14 protein-coding genes are annotated in these 15,073 nt (G+C 62.8%); 6 read left to right on the forward strand and 8 right to left on the reverse strand.

What is annotated here, in order from left to right:
- Positions 1-61: 61 nt before the first annotated feature.
- On the reverse strand, positions 62-898 hold the full coding sequence (locus XH88_RS29615) for an enoyl-CoA hydratase family protein (protein WP_271671758.1): 837 nt from the start codon (positions 896-898) through the stop codon (positions 62-64).
- A 42-nt stretch (positions 899-940) separates the two neighbouring features.
- Positions 941-1,702 (reverse strand): SDR family NAD(P)-dependent oxidoreductase, encoded by a 762-nt coding sequence (locus tag XH88_RS29620; RefSeq protein WP_271671759.1) that lies wholly within the window; start codon positions 1,700-1,702, stop codon positions 941-943.
- A gap of 214 nt (positions 1,703-1,916) precedes the next feature.
- Here XH88_RS29620 and XH88_RS29625 point away from each other — a divergent pair, with 214 nt between their 5' ends.
- The 5 genes from XH88_RS29625 to XH88_RS29645 are packed head-to-tail and all read left to right on the forward strand — an operon-like array spanning position 1,917 to position 7,624.
- A complete protein-coding gene (locus tag XH88_RS29625; RefSeq protein WP_271671760.1) occupies positions 1,917-2,717 on the forward strand; it encodes an alpha/beta fold hydrolase in 801 nt (266 codons plus the stop codon).
- 7 nt (positions 2,718-2,724) lie between these two features.
- Entirely contained in the window at positions 2,725-4,014 is a 1,290-nt protein-coding gene (locus tag XH88_RS29630; RefSeq protein ID WP_271671761.1) for an acyl-CoA dehydrogenase family protein, read from the forward strand.
- A 2-nt stretch (positions 4,015-4,016) separates the two neighbouring features.
- A complete protein-coding gene (locus XH88_RS29635) occupies positions 4,017-5,543 on the forward strand; it encodes a class I adenylate-forming enzyme family protein (RefSeq protein ID WP_271671762.1) in 1,527 nt (508 codons plus the stop codon).
- The gene (locus XH88_RS29640; RefSeq protein ID WP_271671763.1) at positions 5,540-6,628 is read left to right on the forward strand and encodes an NAD/NADP-dependent octopine/nopaline dehydrogenase family protein; all 1,089 of its coding nucleotides are present in this window, start codon (positions 5,540-5,542) and stop codon (positions 6,626-6,628) included. Before XH88_RS29635 ends, XH88_RS29640 begins: the two co-directional genes overlap by 4 nt.
- Positions 6,629-6,631: 3 nt before the next feature.
- Positions 6,632-7,624 (forward strand): 3-hydroxybutyryl-CoA dehydrogenase, encoded by a 993-nt coding sequence (locus XH88_RS29645; protein WP_271671764.1) that lies wholly within the window; start codon positions 6,632-6,634, stop codon positions 7,622-7,624.
- Here the strand turns inward: XH88_RS29645 and XH88_RS29650 are convergent.
- The 6 genes from XH88_RS29650 to XH88_RS29675 all read right to left on the reverse strand — a co-directional run bounded on the left by XH88_RS29650 (position 7,621) and on the right by XH88_RS29675 (position 13,974).
- A complete protein-coding gene (locus tag XH88_RS29650; RefSeq protein WP_271671765.1) occupies positions 7,621-8,667 on the reverse strand; it encodes a peptidase M29 in 1,047 nt (348 codons plus the stop codon). The two genes, XH88_RS29645 and XH88_RS29650, sit on opposite strands and share 4 nt — an antisense overlap.
- A 38-nt stretch (positions 8,668-8,705) precedes the next feature.
- Positions 8,706-9,473, reverse strand: a complete 768-nt coding sequence (locus XH88_RS29655) for an ABC transporter permease (RefSeq protein WP_271671766.1) — start codon at positions 9,471-9,473, stop codon at positions 8,706-8,708.
- Positions 9,470-10,255 (reverse strand): ABC transporter permease, encoded by a 786-nt coding sequence (locus XH88_RS29660; protein WP_271671767.1) that lies wholly within the window; start codon positions 10,253-10,255, stop codon positions 9,470-9,472. Before XH88_RS29660 ends, XH88_RS29655 begins: the two co-directional genes overlap by 4 nt.
- A complete protein-coding gene (locus tag XH88_RS29665; protein WP_271671768.1) occupies positions 10,252-11,097 on the reverse strand; it encodes an ABC transporter ATP-binding protein in 846 nt (281 codons plus the stop codon). The genes XH88_RS29660 and XH88_RS29665 overlap by 4 nt, the downstream gene beginning before the upstream one ends.
- Before the next feature lie 122 nt (positions 11,098-11,219).
- Positions 11,220-12,914 carry a dihydroxy-acid dehydratase gene (gene ilvD / locus XH88_RS29670; RefSeq protein WP_271671769.1) on the reverse strand — a complete coding sequence of 565 codons (1,695 nt, stop codon included), beginning with the start codon at positions 12,912-12,914 and terminating at the stop codon, positions 11,220-11,222.
- Between the two features lie 76 nt (positions 12,915-12,990).
- Positions 12,991-13,974, reverse strand: a complete 984-nt coding sequence (locus tag XH88_RS29675; RefSeq protein WP_271671770.1) for an ABC transporter substrate-binding protein — start codon at positions 13,972-13,974, stop codon at positions 12,991-12,993.
- Between the two features lie 175 nt (positions 13,975-14,149).
- Here XH88_RS29675 and XH88_RS29680 point away from each other — a divergent pair, with 175 nt between their 5' ends.
- A complete protein-coding gene (locus tag XH88_RS29680) occupies positions 14,150-15,058 on the forward strand; it encodes an NAD(P)-dependent oxidoreductase (protein ID WP_271671771.1) in 909 nt (302 codons plus the stop codon).
- Positions 15,059-15,073: the final 15 nt, after the last annotated feature.

Genomic DNA, 15,073 nt, shown 5'->3' on the forward strand with positions numbered 1-15,073 from the left:
AAGCATAAAGTAATTTCTGGCAAGTCTCGTTTAGCGGTGGTGGGCGACCGGAATTTGCCGCTCAGTCCCCCCTGAAGATCGGTTTGACCTTGTTGGCAAAAGCTTCGTAAGCGCGCTCGAAATCGGCTGTCGTCATGCACAAGGCCTGGGCGACAGCTTCAGCCTCGATCGCTTCCTCCACCGACATTGCCCATTCCATCGCCAGCATCCGCTTGGTCATGGTGTTACCGAAGGTCGGCCCTTCCGCCACCTGCTTGGCGAGCAGCTGCGCCTGGGGGAGGACTTGCTCCGGTGTGACGATCCGGCTGAAGAAGCCCCAGCGTTCCCCTTCTTCTGCGGTCATGAACCGGCCGGTGTACAGGAGTTCGGAGGCGCGGGACTGGCCGATGATCCGCGGCAGGATCGCGCAGGCGCCCATGTCGCACCCGGCAAGACCGACCTTGTTGAACAGGAACGCCACCTTGGCTCCGCTCGCGACGAGCCGCATGTCGGACGCCATGGCGATGATCGCGCCAGCGCCGGCGCAGATGCCCTCGACCGCGGCCACGATCGGCTGTGGACAGGCCCGCATCGCCTTGACGAGATCACCGGTCATCCGCGTGAACGCCGTCAGCCCCTTGGTGTCCATCTTCACCAGCGGGCCGATGATCTCGAACACATCGCCGCCGGAGGAAAAATTGCCGCCGGCACCGGTGACCACGATCGACTTGACCGCATCGTCGAAGGCGCAGGCGCGGAAGAAATCCGTCAGCTCGCGATAGCTCTCGAAGGTCAGCGGATTCTTCCGCTCCGGACGGTTGAGCGTTACCGTGGCAACGCCGTCGACCACCGCCAACAGGAAGTGTTGCGGCGAATAATCCGCCAGCGGCACGGTGACGGGGTTGGCTGGTCTGCTCATACGATCTCCTTAGCTTTCTTGCTCCGCGCCTGCGCCCCCGCACTAGATTTCGCCACCGGCGACCGCAATCGCCTGTCCGGTGATGGCTCCGGCGTCTTCGCTGCACAGCCAGAGCACCGCATTAGCTACTTCTCGCGGCCTGATCAGGCGGCCCTGCGGATTGTGCTTGGCCAGTTCGGCGATCGCCTGCTCGCGGGTTCGCCCGGTCTTCTTCATGATGCTGTCGATGCTGCCGGCAACCAGATCAGTGTCGGTGAAGCCAGGGCACACAGCATTCACAGTGACGTTGCTGCCGGCCATCTCCAGGGCCAGCGAACGCACGAGACCGACCACAGCGTGCTTCGCCGCCGTGTACGCGCTCACATACGCATAGCCTTTGAGCCCGGCCGTCGATGCAATGGCGACGACGCGTCCATACGGGCTATCTTTCATCCCTGGCAGCACGGCGCGGAAGGCATGGACAACACCCATGAAATTAACTTCCATCATGCGCGCAAAAAGGGCACCGTCCGATTTCGCAAATGGCGCGGATTCGGCGCTGCCGGCGTTGGCGATCAGGATATCGATCGGCTTTCGCGCCTGGGCTTCGGCGATCGCCGCATTCAGCGCAGTTTCGTCCGAAACGTCGGCAATAGCGGCATAATGTGCTGCGCCCGCGTTGACAGCCTCCTCGAGGGGGGCAGCGCTCCGGCCGAGCACCGTCACAGTGGCACCAGCCCCGACAAGGGCCCCCGCAATCGCGCGGCCGATGCCGCGACCTCCTCCGGTCACCAGCGCGTGCGGCGAATGCGGCAACCCGGACATGCGCTTGCTCCCTAGGATCTGCTGATCGTTCTCCCGATATATTTTAACCTTCAAATTTTTGCAACGAAAGCGCCGATCGACGCCGCCAACGCTGTTACGCGGGCGAACGGCCCGAAAATTGCTTTAAGTATAAAATTATCTCTTCCCATCCTCTGCGAGCCTGTTAGCATCTCCTGGCCAAGCAAAAGGACGTCGCGTGTCGCAGCCTGTGCCAATGACAACAAGGGACGGAGGCTTCGCCTATGAAGTCTCGGGCAATCCGGCGGCCACGTCCCTGATTTTCCTGCACGGCATCGGTGGTGCGGCGCGAGCCTGGCGGCAACAGCTCGCCACATTCGGCGATCGTTTCCACACGATCGCATGGGACATGCCGGGCTATGGCGGATCGGCGCCGCTCGGCAGCGTCAGCATCGCTGCCTTGGCTGATGCACTCCAGCATTTTATCGAGCAGATCGGGGTGAGAAGCCCGATTCTGGTTGGACATTCGATCGGCGGCATGGTCGTCCAGAAATGGCTGACGCAATCGCCGAAACTCGCTCGCGCCGTTGTCCTTGCGCAAACCAGCCCGGCATTCGGCAAGGCCGATGGCGACTGGCAGAAATCGTTCATAGAGTCGCGGCTGGGCCCGCTCAATCGCGGTGAGACCATGAACTCGCTGGCGCCTTCGCTGGTGAAGGAACTCGTCGGCGATGATCCCGATCCCAACGGAATGGAGCTTGCGCGCGAGTGCATGGCAAGCGTGCCCGAAGCGAGCTATCGCGCCATGATGCTTGCGCTGGTCGGCTTCGATCAGCGCAGCACGCTCAAGGACATTTCGGTTCCGACCCTGCTGCTGTCCGGCTCCAAGGACAACAATGCGCCTGCGCCGATGATGGCAAAGATGGCGACCTACATTCCCGCGGCCGAATATGTCGAACTCCCCGGCGTCGGCCATCTTGCCAACCTTGAACGACCGGACGCCTTCGGCAAAGCGCTCGGCCGCTTCGTCGATTCTATCCTCGCAAATCACGGGTGACTGCACCATGACCATGCAAGTCAGCAAGACCATCGGCGCAACCGACAAGGTCGTGCTGGATGCGCCGATCTTCGATCCCGCGGCATTCCGGCTGAGCGACGAACAGGCCGCTATTGTCGCGCGGGCGCGCGAGATCGGCCAGAGCGTGTTCGCTGGTCGTGCCGCCGTCTACGATCGCGAGGCCGTGTTCCCGACAGAGAATTATCGTGACCTGCATCGCGTCGGCTTGCTCGGCATCGCTGTGCCCAGGAAGCATGGCGGGCTGGGGGCGAACTACCAGACCTACGCGCTGGCCGCAGCGGAGGTCGGCCGTTATTGCGGCGCAACCGCGCTGACCTGGAACATGCATGTCTGCTCGACGCTGTGGTCAGGACCGCTGGCCGATGATCTCGATATGGATGCTGAGACCCGCGCCGAACATGAAAAGCGGCGTGCCATCCACTACAAGCGGATCGTCGAGGACGGCGCGATCTATTCGCAACCCTTTTCCGAGGGCGGAGCGGCGGCCGCCGGCGGCGTTGCCTTCGGCACGGAGGCGAAGCCTGTCGAAGGCGGCTGGATCGTCAACGGCAAGAAGATCTTTGCATCGCTCTCCGGCCATGCCGACTATTACGGCGTGCTCTGCACCGAGATTGAGGAGGGCGAGAAGGCCTCACGCCGCAATACGCTTTACCTCGCGATATCGGCAAAATCACAAGGCGTTTCCGTCGTCGGCGATTGGGATCCACTCGGCATGCGCGGAACCGTCTCCCGAACGCTGCTGTTCAAGGACGCGTTCGTGCCGGAAGATTCCGCGCTGATGCCACGCGGGGTCTATTTCCAGGCCGCAATGCGCTGGCCCCACATGTTCCTGACGCTGTCACCGACCTATATGGGTCTCGCACAAGCGGCTTACGATTTCACGGTGCGTTATCTGCGCGGCGAGGTACCGGGCATGCCGCCGGTCAAGCGGCGGATGTACCCGACCAAGCAGATTGCGGTCGCGCAGATGCAGATCAAGCTGGAGCAGATCAAGGCGGTCTGGTTCCAAGCTATCACCGAGGCACGCGCCAATCCGAGCAAGGAGCAGGTGCTGCGGGCTTATGCCGCGCAATATTCGGTGATGGAAGGCGCCAATGAGCTCGCTGCGCTCGCCATCCGCACCTGCGGCGGACAGGCGATGCTCCGCTCGCTACCGCTGGAGCGCATCTATCGCGACAGCCGCTGCGGCTCGCTGATGCTGCCCTGGACGGCTGAGCTCTGCCTCGACCGGATCGGTCGCGAGGCGCTGTATGAGGCCGGCGAAACGGACGACTGACGGTGGATCTCTGCAGTCTGATCGATCGCAACGCGGCGTTCGCGCCAGACAAGACGGCCGTTGCCTTTGAGGGTGAGCGGCTGAGCTACGCCGCATTCGCAGACCGCGTCGGGCGGACCGCCACAGCCTTGAAACGGGAGTTCGGTGTCGGCCGCGGTGATCGCGTCGCGATCCTGAGCCTGAACCGGCCGGACTATCTGGTCCTGCTCTATGCCTGTGCACGGCTCGGCGCGATGCTGGTGCCACTGAACTGGCGGCTGGCGGTTGCCGAGCAGCTCTTCATCCTCACCGATGCCGGCGCCAAGGTGCTCGTGCTTGAGCAAGCCTTTGAGGGTGTTCTTTCCGAACTCTCGCGGGGCACTGCAGTCATCGGCTTCGATTTTGCGCCCTTGCGTGGCGTGACTTTCGAAGGTCTGGTAGCACGCAGCCAGGGTAGCGGGCGCAACCCGCACACCGATCTCTCCTGCCCGTTGCTCATCGTCTATACGTCAGGCACGACCGGTCGCCCGAAAGGCGCGGTGCTGCGCCAGGAGGCACTGTTCTGGAACGGCGTCATGAGCCAGCACATGCACAACATGACCTCGGACGATCATGTATTGACGGTGCTGCCGTTCTTCCACGTCGGCGGTCTCAACATCCAGACGACCGCGGCGCTCCAGCTTGGCGCGACGGTCACCATCCAAGCCCGGTTCACGCCGGACACGGCGCTCGCGACCATCGAGCGGGATCGCCCGACCCTCACGGTGATGGTGCCGGCGATCATCCAGGCTGTCAGCGAGCATCCCGCCTGGGCGACGACCGATCTCTCCTCGCTGAAAGCCGTCGCCACCGGCTCGACCATTGTGCCGCCACACCTGATTGATCGCTTCGTCGCGCGCGGCGTGCCGGTGCTGCAGGTTTATGGCTCGACCGAAACCTGCCCTATCGCCATCTACACGCGCCTCGGCGGCGACCTGTCGCGCACGGGATCAACCGGACTTGCCGGCCTGTGCTGCGAAGCCAGGGTGATTGATCAGGGCGGCAATGAAGTGCCGGTGGGCACGCCCGGCGAAATCGCCGTACGAGGGCCCAACGTGTTCTTCGAATATTGGGGCAATGCGGACGCGACGCGCGAGGCGCTGCAGGACGGCTGGTATCGCACCGGCGATATCGGCCTGTGCGACCCCGAAGGCTATTTCTGGGTTCGTGATCGCAAGAAGAACATGATCATTTCCGGCGGCGAGAACGTCTACCCGGCCGAGGTCGAGCGTGTTCTGCTGGAACATCCAGATGTCAGCGAATGCGCCGTGATCGGAAGGCAGGACCCGCGCTGGGACGAGGTGCCGATTGCGTATGTCATCCGGCGATCCGGCTGCCGCATCGAAGCGGACGAGCTGAGGGCGCATCTTCAGGCCCAGCTCGCCCGCTACAAGGTTCCGCGCGACATCGTTTTCGTCGCGGACCTGCCGCGTACTGCGCTGGGCAAGGTTCAGCACTTCCTGCTGAAGCAGCTTGATGCGCAATCGCGCGCGCAAGGAGAAGCATCTTGAAGATTGCGGTTCTGGGTGGAGGAAACGGCTCTTTCGCGGCCGCAGGCGATTTTGCACTGTCGGGGCATGAGGTCCGGCTCTGGCGCCGTGACGCCGGGCTGGTCGAAGCCCATCGTGCCGCCGGCTCACGCATCCTCGTCAAGGACCACAATGGCCGGCACGACGTCAAGCTGGCGAAGGTGACGAACGACATCGCCGAAGCGATCAACGGCGCGGAGCTGATCCTGTGTCCTGCCCCCGCCTTCGCGCAGCAGGACATCGCGCGTTTGCTCGCTCCGCATCTGCGCGACGGTCAGGTCGTGTTTCTGCCACCCGCGACCTTCGGCTCGATGATCTTCGCCCAGGCCGCGCGCGATGCCGGCAATCGCGCCCAAGCGAGCTTTGCTGAGACCGGCACATTGCCCTGGCTCACCCGCAAGCACGGGTCCTTCGAGGTCGCAATCACCATCCGCGCAAAGCGGCTGCCGGTCGGCGTGTTCCCGCTCAACCAGGCGTCGCACGCGCTCGAGGTGATTGGACGCGCGTTCCCCGATGCGATCGAGCCCTGCGGTGACGCGCTATCCGGCGCGCTGATGAATGCAGGCCCTATCATTCATCCCCCGTTGATCGTGATGAACGCGGGTCCGATCGAGCATTTCGAGCGGTGGGACATTCACAAGGAAGGAACGCAAGCTGCGATCCGGCGGGTGACTGACGCACTGGATGCCGAGAGGATCGCTGTGCGCGAGGTGCTTGGATATAGCGCACCGCATTTTCCGCTCGCGCACCATTACGCCAAGGAAGGCGAGATCTGGATGTACGGCCGCGGCTCGCATGATCGTCTGACGGATTCCGGCGATTGGCGCGAGCGGATCGTGCTGACCGAGCACCGCTACATGCGCGAGGATTTGAGGCTGGGACTATCGCTGCTGGTGTCCGTTGCTGGTCTGGCAGGCGTCGGCACACCGCTCGCCAAGGCCTTTCTGGCAATCGGCGGCGCAATCTGTGGCGAGGACTTTGCGCAAGGCGGCCGCACCTTGGAGACCCTGGGGCTTGGCAAGTTTCACAAGGCCGAATTGCAAACACTGCTTCGCGAAGGATTCTGACTGATGACCCGACGCGCCAACATAGCCTGCCTCGGGGCCGGTCGCATGGGCTGCGGCATCGCCGTCGCTTTCGCCTATGCGGGGCACATTGTCACGATGATCGACATCAAGGCGCGCACGGAGGAAGATTTCGCCAGACTGGAGGCGGACGCGCTCGGTGAAGTCAGGAAGACCTTTGCCAACCTCTCCAAGCTGGGACTGCTGACGGAGGCAGACGCTAATCTGCTCATTGCGCGGGTTTCGGTGCTTCCGGCGCGCCAATGCGGCGCCGCACTGTCCGGAGCCGGAATAGTCTTCGAGGGCGTTCCCGAGGTCGTCGAGCTCAAGCGCGAGGTGCTAGCGGCGGCTTCACGACAGGTCAGCCCCGACACGATCATTGCCTCGACGACGTCGACCATTCTCGTTGACGATCTCTCCAGCGCAATCGTGAATCCCCGCCGGTTCCTCAATGTGCACTGGCTCAACCCGGCCTATCTGATTCCGCTCGTGGAAGTGTCACCCGGCCAGGCCACGGACCCAGCCATCATCGAGGAGGTGAAGGCCCTGCTCGAAAGCATCGGCAAGGTACCCGTCGTCTGCGCTGCCACACCCGGATTCATCGTCCCGCGTATCCAGGCCCTCGCCATGAATGAGGCCGCACGCATGGTCGAAGAAGGCGTCGCCAGTGCGGAGGAGATCGACAAAGCGATCCGCTACGGATTCGGCTTCCGCTATGCCGTGCTCGGGCTACTCGAGTTCATCGATTGGGGCGGCGGGGATATCCTTTACTACGCCAGCCGCTACCTCGAAGGGGCGCTCGGCAGCGACCGATATCGTGCACCGGACGTCATCTCACGCAATATGCATGAGGGCCGGATCGGCTTGCGCACGGGCGCTGGCTTCCTCGATTACTCAAGCATGGACGTCGAGGCCTATCGCGCGAAACGGCTCCAGGCCATGGTCGACCTGCTTCGGCACTTCGACCTAGCTCGCCCGCCGGTCATCGACCGCGGTTAGCCGAAGACGTCCTGGAGGACACCTTCCCGCACCACCGCGATGCCATCGAGTTCGATGGTCGTTCCCATCATCGGTAGGTCAAAATGGCCCGCAGTGTAGCGGCCCGCGAACTCATTGGCACCGGTCGAGAACAGAAAGTTGCCGGACACGGCGCGAATTTCAGTGCCGTTGGTGTCGCGCTGGTCATACATCGACAGCGCCTCATAGCGGGCCGCCGGATTCATGCCGAAGCCGACATGCGACACGGCGTAGGCCTCGCGGTCCCCCCAGGCGGCGAGATAAGCACGCATCATCGCCGCATCCGTGCCAATACCTTCCAGCTCGACGACGTAATCGTCCTTCAGGGTCATTTTCACCGGTGAGGTCAAATAGCGCTTGAAGGTGAGGTTGATATCGCCGGGCGCCATCACCAGCGTGCCGTTGATCGTTCCGCTCTTCGGGAAACTGACGACGATGCCGCCCGGCCAATGTGCCAGCGTGCCCGGCTTGTCGGTCCAACCCCACACACCGACCGTCGAAGCGCCGACCATGTCCACATCGAGGGCTGTGCCGGCTTTCGATGTCACTCGCATCCGCTTGGTCCCGCGCAGCATCTTGGCGGCAGCGCGAACGCGCTTCTCAAGCGCGGGATCCGGCGTCATCCGCTCCAGCGCCTCCGGGTGCTCGTTGGAGATCACCAGGATGCGCGCGCCGGCTTTCAGGATCTCAGGTGTCTCCACCGCATGCATCAGGCCCTCAATGGTGCAATCCACCACGAATCCGGCCTGCTGAAGCGCGCTGATCACCGGACTGAGCTTCTGAATCGCCTCGCTGGCCCCTGTCGAACGAACCGGGACGATGTTCCGGTTGCGCGGCGTCGGCATGACGACGTGGAACGGCTTCGCTCCCATTCGCAGGAGGGCCAGCTCTGCGAGGTGCACATTCAGCGCACGCGACTGCGTCTCGGAGAGGATCGCCGCGGTATCGCCGGCCTTGACGGCGCATCGCTCAAAGATTTCGCAAAATGCGTCGATCCATTTTGCCTCGATGCGATCAGCCAGCATGATTCACTCCCGGTCTTCTGGTTTTCTTGTTCGTCAGCTCAGGCCTCTGGAAAGCCCCGCAGGAGGTACGATCGCACGGCGCCCAGGAAGGCATTCAGGACCAATCCCAGCAGCGAGATCGTAATCAGCGGCACAAACATGTCGACAGCCTGGAAGGTGCGGGCGGCCGTCACGAGCGCATGCCCCAAGCCGTCCGTCGATGTGATCATCTCGGCCAGAAACACCACGATGCAGGAAATGACAAGGCCGATCCGGCACCCGGTCAAGATCGACGGCATCGCGGCCGGCAACACGACCCTGAATAGGATTTGGTAACGCGGCGTTCCCGCCGCCATCGCCGACCAGATCAGCTTCTGTTCGACCGTCGAGGCGCCGTAATAGGTGGACAGCAGAATGGGAAAGAGCGCGTCCGCGGTCACCAGCGTAATTTTCGATCCGTGGCCGAAGCCAAGAAGTAGCAGCAACGCCGGATAGAGCGCGACCTTCGGCAACGGCGCGAGCACGCGCACGATCGGCCGAACCAACTCGTTGATCGCAGGGCTAGCGGCGGCCGCAATACCGATGCTGACGCCGAGCACGACCGCAATCGCGAAGCCGGCAAACAGCCGGATCAGCGTCGCCGCGATTTCCTGCTGGAACGTCCAGGTCACGAGTTGCTGGAGCAGCCGGCCGAAGACGACGCCCGGCGGCGGCAGCAGGACCACAGGCGCGAAGCCGAATGAGACCAAGCCCTGCCACAGCGCGATCACCGATACGATTGGTGCCAGCCCGAAGATGAGGTTTGCCGAGAGAGAACGCGGCATCATGAGAAGCTCAGCGGCATGTCGAACTGCGGCTCAGACCAGCGCACTAGCCTTGCACGAATGCGCTCGAACGCCGCATCCAGGCAAATGCCCATCGCACCGACAATGATGATCATTGCGTAGACCGTGTCGTACTGGCCCATATCAAGCGCGTTGAACAGGATGTTCCCCGCTCCTGACTGACGCGCGATCATCTCGCTGGTAATCATCGTGATCAATGCCAGCACAAGGCCAGTGCGGCACCCGGTCAGGATTTCCGGAAGCGCGGCAGGCAACACGATTCGGGCCAGGCGCTGCAAGGGCGAAAGTCCCATCGCCGCGCCAGACCACAGCATCTTCTCTTCGACGGCCTTGGCACCCTCAAAGCTGTGGTAGATCACGGGGAGGCTGACGCCGAGGAAGATCACCAGCGTCTTGGTGATATCGCCGACACCAAGCCACAGCATAATGATCGGCATCAACGCCGCCTTCGGCACCGGGTAGATTACCATCAGCAGCGGGTTGAAGAAGGCTGCAACAGCCCGGCTGCGGCCCATCAACAGACCGAGCGGAATCGAAACCAGTACCGCGATGCCGAAGCCGATCGCCATGCGACGGAGCGACGCCAGGATGTTGATCAGAGATTCCTGGTCGCCGAGGATATCCGGTATCGTCCGGATCGCTTCTAGCGCGGTCGGGAAACTATCGCTCTTGAGCGCGAGCGACGCGATCTGCCACACCGCCAACAAGGCGGCGCAAGCCAGCACGGGCGCAGCGCGTCTGGTCAAGGCAGCTGCCGAGATCAAGACGGCGACCCGACTTTATCGCTTTCATCGAACATGCGCTCGATGTCGACGACACATTTCTGATAGCGCGGGTCCAGCAGCAGCTCGTTACGGCGTCGCGGTCGCGGCAAATCGATCTCGATGACTTCCCGAATGCGACCGGGGGATTTCGACATCATCACGACCTTGTCCGAGAGGAAGACGGCTTCGTCGACGGAGTGGGTGACGAACAGCACCGTCTTGCGGTCACGCTCCCAGATATTCAGCAGATCGTTCTGAAGGCGCGTTCGGGTATGAGCATCGAGCGCACCGAACGGCTCGTCCATCAACAGGACCTCGGGATGGTAGGCGAGCGTTCGAGCCAGTGCGACGCGCTGCTTCATGCCGCCCGATAGTTCTTTGGGGTAGAAATTCTCGTAGCCCTTCAGGCCGACCATCTCTATCAGGGCTCGGCTTTGTACCTCTGCCTCGTTGGCGCGCACGCCCTGTTGGCGAGGGCCATACATCACGTTGCCCAGCACGGTCTTCCACGGAAACAGCGCGAACTCCTGGAATACCGGTCCACGATCCGGCCCCGGTCCCGTGATCGCCTGTCCTTTCATCTTCGCCGCGCCGGTGGTTGGACTGACGAAGCCACCGACGATGTAAAGCAGGGTCGACTTGCCACAGCCGGACGGACCGAGGATGGAGACGAACGCGCCCTCCTCGATCGTCAGGGAGATATCCGACAGCGCCAAGTGGTCCTTGCGCGCCGAGGTCTGGAAGACCTGCGAGACGCGGTCGATCTCGATGATCGTAGAAGCCGGCCTTTGTGACGTCACCGGTCTCACCCATTCACTCGATCTCGAAGGCACTACCTTCATCCCGTTTCTAGCATCACTTACGCGAATGTCATGCAGCCGCTCAGCTGAATGCCATCCGTCAGCGCACGAGCTTAGCAAGAAACTTGCCAAAACGTTCCGTCATTTTTCGCGCGCACGATGCTTCAATCGAACCACGGCCACTCCGCCGGTCCTTCATGCGTGACGGCTCCGCCTGGTGCTTGACCGACCAGACGTGCATATTTCGCCAAGGCGCCAGCGCGATGGCGCGGCGGGCGCTGCTTCCAATCGCGCCGGCGTGCAGCGAGTTCCTGCTCGTCGACCAACAGGTCCATGCGGCGGCCGGTAGCATCAATCCGGATCCTGTCGCCATCGCGCACGAGCGCCAGTGGACCACCGACGTACGCCTCCGGAGAGACATAGCCAATGCACATGCCGCGCGTGGCACCCGAAAACCGCCCATCGGTGATGAGGGCGACCTTCTCACCCATGCCCTGGCCATAGATCAGTGCGGTGACGCCGAGCATCTCGCGCATACCGGGACCGCCGACTGGCCCTTCGTTGCGGATCACCAAGACTTCGCCGGCCTTGTAGCTGCGGTCGCGAACAGCCGCCACGCAAGCTTCCTCATCCTCGAAGACGCGCGCTACACCTTCGAAGAACTGGCTTTTCAAGCCCGCGACCTTGATGACCGCGCCATCGGGACAGAGATTGCCCTTCAGCACCGCAACGCCGCCGTCAGGCATGATCGGCGCGCGGGCCGCATAAACGACTTCTCCATCAGGCGCATTGGCCGCACCGTATTCTTCCGCAAGCGTACGGCCCGTGATGGTGAGGCAACTGGCATCGATATGCCCGCTCTGGATCAACTCGCGGATCACGACAGCCGCGCCGCCGATGTCGTAGACGTCTTTCGCCGTGTACTTTCCCCCGGGGCGCAAGTTTCCGATCAACGGCGTTCTGGCGAAGACCTCTCCGACATTGCCGATTGTAAATCCAATCCCGGCCTCGTTGGCGATCGCCGGCAGGTGTAGCGCGGCATTGGTCGAACCACCCGTCGCGGCAACAATCGCCGCACCGTTTTCCAGCGACTTTCGCGTCACGATATCGCGTGGCAGCGGACCGCCACGCGCCAGCATCTCCATGATCAGCCGTCCGGCGCGGCGCGAGATCTGGGCGCGCTCGGCGTAGACGCCGGGCACCATCGATACATTGGGAATGGTCAGGCCCATTGCCTCCGACACCATCCCCATGGTGTTCGCGGTGAACTGGCCGGCGCAGGCGCCGATGGTCGGCAGGCAGGCGCGCTCGATGCGCTCAAGTGTCGCGGCGTCGATCTCTCCGGTCATGAAGCTACCGACAGCCTCGTAGGAGTCGAGCACCGTCAGCGTCCGCCCATCGACGCGGCCCGGCAGCGAGCTACCGCCATAGATGAAGATCGAAGGCACGTTACAACGAACCATGCCCATCATCACGCCGGGAAGCGTCTTGTCGCACCCGCCATATCCGATCAGGGCGTCATAGGCGAGGCCGTGAACGACGGCTTCGATGGAGTCGGCGATCAACTCGCGCGAGAACAGAGAGAACTTCATCCCCTCGTGATTCATGCTGATGCCGTCCGACACCGAGATGGTCGAGAATTCGCGCGGCGTGCCGCCAGCCTCCTCGATCCCGATCTTGGCCGCGGCCACCTGGAAGTCATGCGTCATGTTGCAGGGCGTCTGTTCGCCCTTCATGCTGACAATGCCCACCATCGGCTTGGCGATGGCCGCATCATCCAGCCCCATGCCGCGCATGAAGGCGCGGTGCGGCGCTCTGTCGAGGCCGTCAGTGGTAATCCGTGATCGCAACTTCTTCATGATCGCATCGTCTTCATGCCACGTCGCGCACCCGGCGGGACATGGCCCCTCGTGGTCTTGCGGGCCCGCGGATCGCCTATTGCAGCGGCGCCACGATCGTTGGATGCTTGAACTGCGCCACATCCAGCTTCGGCAGCATCCCCGTATCCGCATAGATGTCGAGCATCTTCTGGATCGCCGGGAAATTCGGCGCAGCGCCGGGATCGCGGCCAAAATCATTGTCCTTCAGCAGGTAGGTGTCGAGCACTGGAATCGGCGCTTTTAGAACTTCATTGACAACCTTCAGCGTCTCTTCGCGGTTCGCCAGCGCCTTCTTCATGCCCGACGTGATGTCGCGGACATAGGCCTTGGCTAGTTCAGGGTTCTTGTCGACGAAATCGGCGCGACAGGCTTCCAGGATATGCACGATGTTCGGCATGGCCTGCGACAGCGAGAACAATTTGCGAGTGCCGCCCTTGGCTTCCGCCCGCGCCGCAAAGGGCTGGTTCATGTTGACCGCATCGACGCGGCCCTGGCGCAGAGCATCCTCGGAGACGGCGAAGCCAACCTCGACCAGCTTGATGTCCTTGGCCGGATCGACGCCATTCTGCTTCAGCAGCAGGTTAAAGGGACCTTGCGTGCCGCCGCCGATCACGGAAATGCCGACGGTCTTGCCCTTGAGGTCGGCGATCGTCTTGATTGGGGAATCATCCATGACCGCCCAGTAGACCGAGAAGCCGCCGGGCTTCTCGAACACGTGCTGCGCCACTATGTAGGCCTTGAGATTGCCGCCGACTACGCCATTGGCAAGCGACAGCGGCGCCTGCGTCGCGCAATCCAGAGCGCCGGCCGCCAAGGCCTGCGTCATCGGCGCGGTGCCCTGAAACTGGGTCCATTCGATCTTATAGGTCTTCCCGATATCCGGAAATTCGGCCGGCCCGCGCATCATCCAGTATTTGGATTCCTCGGCCGGGATGGTCCAGCCCACGCGGATGGTCTGCTGGGCCTGTGAGGCGCTTGCGCCCGCGATCATGGCCGTTACAGCCCCTATTGCCAGCATCCACCTCGAAACTGCCCGCATCGTGCCCACTCCGTTGCTCCGGCGCCGACCGACGCCACCCAACCCGACCGGCTCAAATGTTTCATGGTTCAAACAATCAGGCAAGCCATGCGTGCCGGCTGGTTTCGCTGCGGAATGCGTTCTGTATGGTGCGAGTGGTCGCGCGGCGCTGCGCCGCGACAGAAGGAGGCAACCCATGGCTGATCCGAGCAAGATAAACGCGCAAGGCATCGAGAGGCTCGGCTATCTCGGCCTCGGGCTGATGGGAACGCCGATGACCCGTCGGCTGCTCGAGGCCGGTTATCACGTCAGCGTCTGGAACCGTTCGGAGAGCAAGGTCGCTCCGCTCGTTGAAGCCGGCGCCAAGTGCGCCGACACGCCGCGTGAGCTCTTGGCGAGCTGCGACATCGTCTTCATGTGCCTGACCGATGCCGCCGCCGTCGAAGAGGTGGTCTTCGGAAAGGAGGGTCTTGCAGCCGCTTCTGGTGCAGGCAAGCTCCTGGTCGACTTCTCCTCGATCCACCCCGACGCCGCACGCGAGCTCGCGATACGCTTGAAAGCCGGGAATGGCGCAAGCTGGATTGATGCGCCGGTGTCCGGCGGCACCAAGGGTGCCGAAGAAGGCACGCTGGCCATCATGGCGGGCGGAGAAGCTGCTGATATTGAGAGGGCGCGCCCTTATGTGCTGGCCATGGCACGCCGGTTCACCCACATGGGTCCGATCGGGGCTGGACAGACCACAAAGCTCTGCAACCAGGTGATCGTGGGGTGCGCCATGGCGGTGCTTGCGGAGGCCACGCGCCTTGCCTCGAATGCAGGAATTGACGCGAGCCGGTTGCCCGAAGCGCTGGCCGGCGGTTTTGCGGATTCGATCCCGCTTCAGCTCTTCGTCCCGCGCATGGTCCAGGGGATCCATTCGCCGCCGCTCGGCCATATCGCGACGATGCTGAAGGACCTCGATACGGTTGCCGACGTGGCACGGGCGACGTCAACGCCGGTACCGATGGCGACACTTGCAGGCCAGATATTCAGGTTGGCCAAGGCCGCACGCGGCGCAGACGCTGACGCTTTGGAAATTTACAAGCTCTCCGCCACCGACCACTGAACTAACGAGCGCACT

Source organism: Bradyrhizobium sp. CCBAU 51627 (assembly GCF_028128765.1).
Taxonomy (GTDB): domain Bacteria; phylum Pseudomonadota; class Alphaproteobacteria; order Rhizobiales; family Xanthobacteraceae; genus Bradyrhizobium.

Bases quoted from the DNA above. Each gene is read 5' to 3' on its own strand.
- XH88_RS29615 (WP_271671758.1), bottom strand. From the start codon at position 898: ATGAGCAGACCAGCCAACCCCGTCACCGTGCCGCTGGCGGATTATTCG.
- XH88_RS29620 (WP_271671759.1), bottom strand. From the start codon at position 1,702: ATGTCCGGGTTGCCGCATTCGCCGCACGCGCTGGTGACCGGAGGAGGT.
- XH88_RS29625 (WP_271671760.1), top strand. From the start codon at position 1,917: ATGACAACAAGGGACGGAGGCTTCGCCTATGAAGTCTCGGGCAATCCG.
- XH88_RS29630 (WP_271671761.1), top strand. From the start codon at position 2,725: ATGACCATGCAAGTCAGCAAGACCATCGGCGCAACCGACAAGGTCGTG.
- XH88_RS29645 (WP_271671764.1), top strand. From the start codon at position 6,632: ATGACCCGACGCGCCAACATAGCCTGCCTCGGGGCCGGTCGCATGGGC.
- XH88_RS29650 (WP_271671765.1), bottom strand. From the start codon at position 8,667: ATGCTGGCTGATCGCATCGAGGCAAAATGGATCGACGCATTTTGCGAA.
- XH88_RS29655 (WP_271671766.1), bottom strand. From the start codon at position 9,473: ATGATGCCGCGTTCTCTCTCGGCAAACCTCATCTTCGGGCTGGCACCA.
- XH88_RS29665 (WP_271671768.1), bottom strand. From the start codon at position 11,097: ATGAAGGTAGTGCCTTCGAGATCGAGTGAATGGGTGAGACCGGTGACG.
- ilvD (WP_271671769.1), bottom strand. From the start codon at position 12,914: ATGAAGAAGTTGCGATCACGGATTACCACTGACGGCCTCGACAGAGCG.
- XH88_RS29675 (WP_271671770.1), bottom strand. From the start codon at position 13,974: ATGCGGGCAGTTTCGAGGTGGATGCTGGCAATAGGGGCTGTAACGGCC.
- XH88_RS29680 (WP_271671771.1), top strand. From the start codon at position 14,150: ATGGCTGATCCGAGCAAGATAAACGCGCAAGGCATCGAGAGGCTCGGC.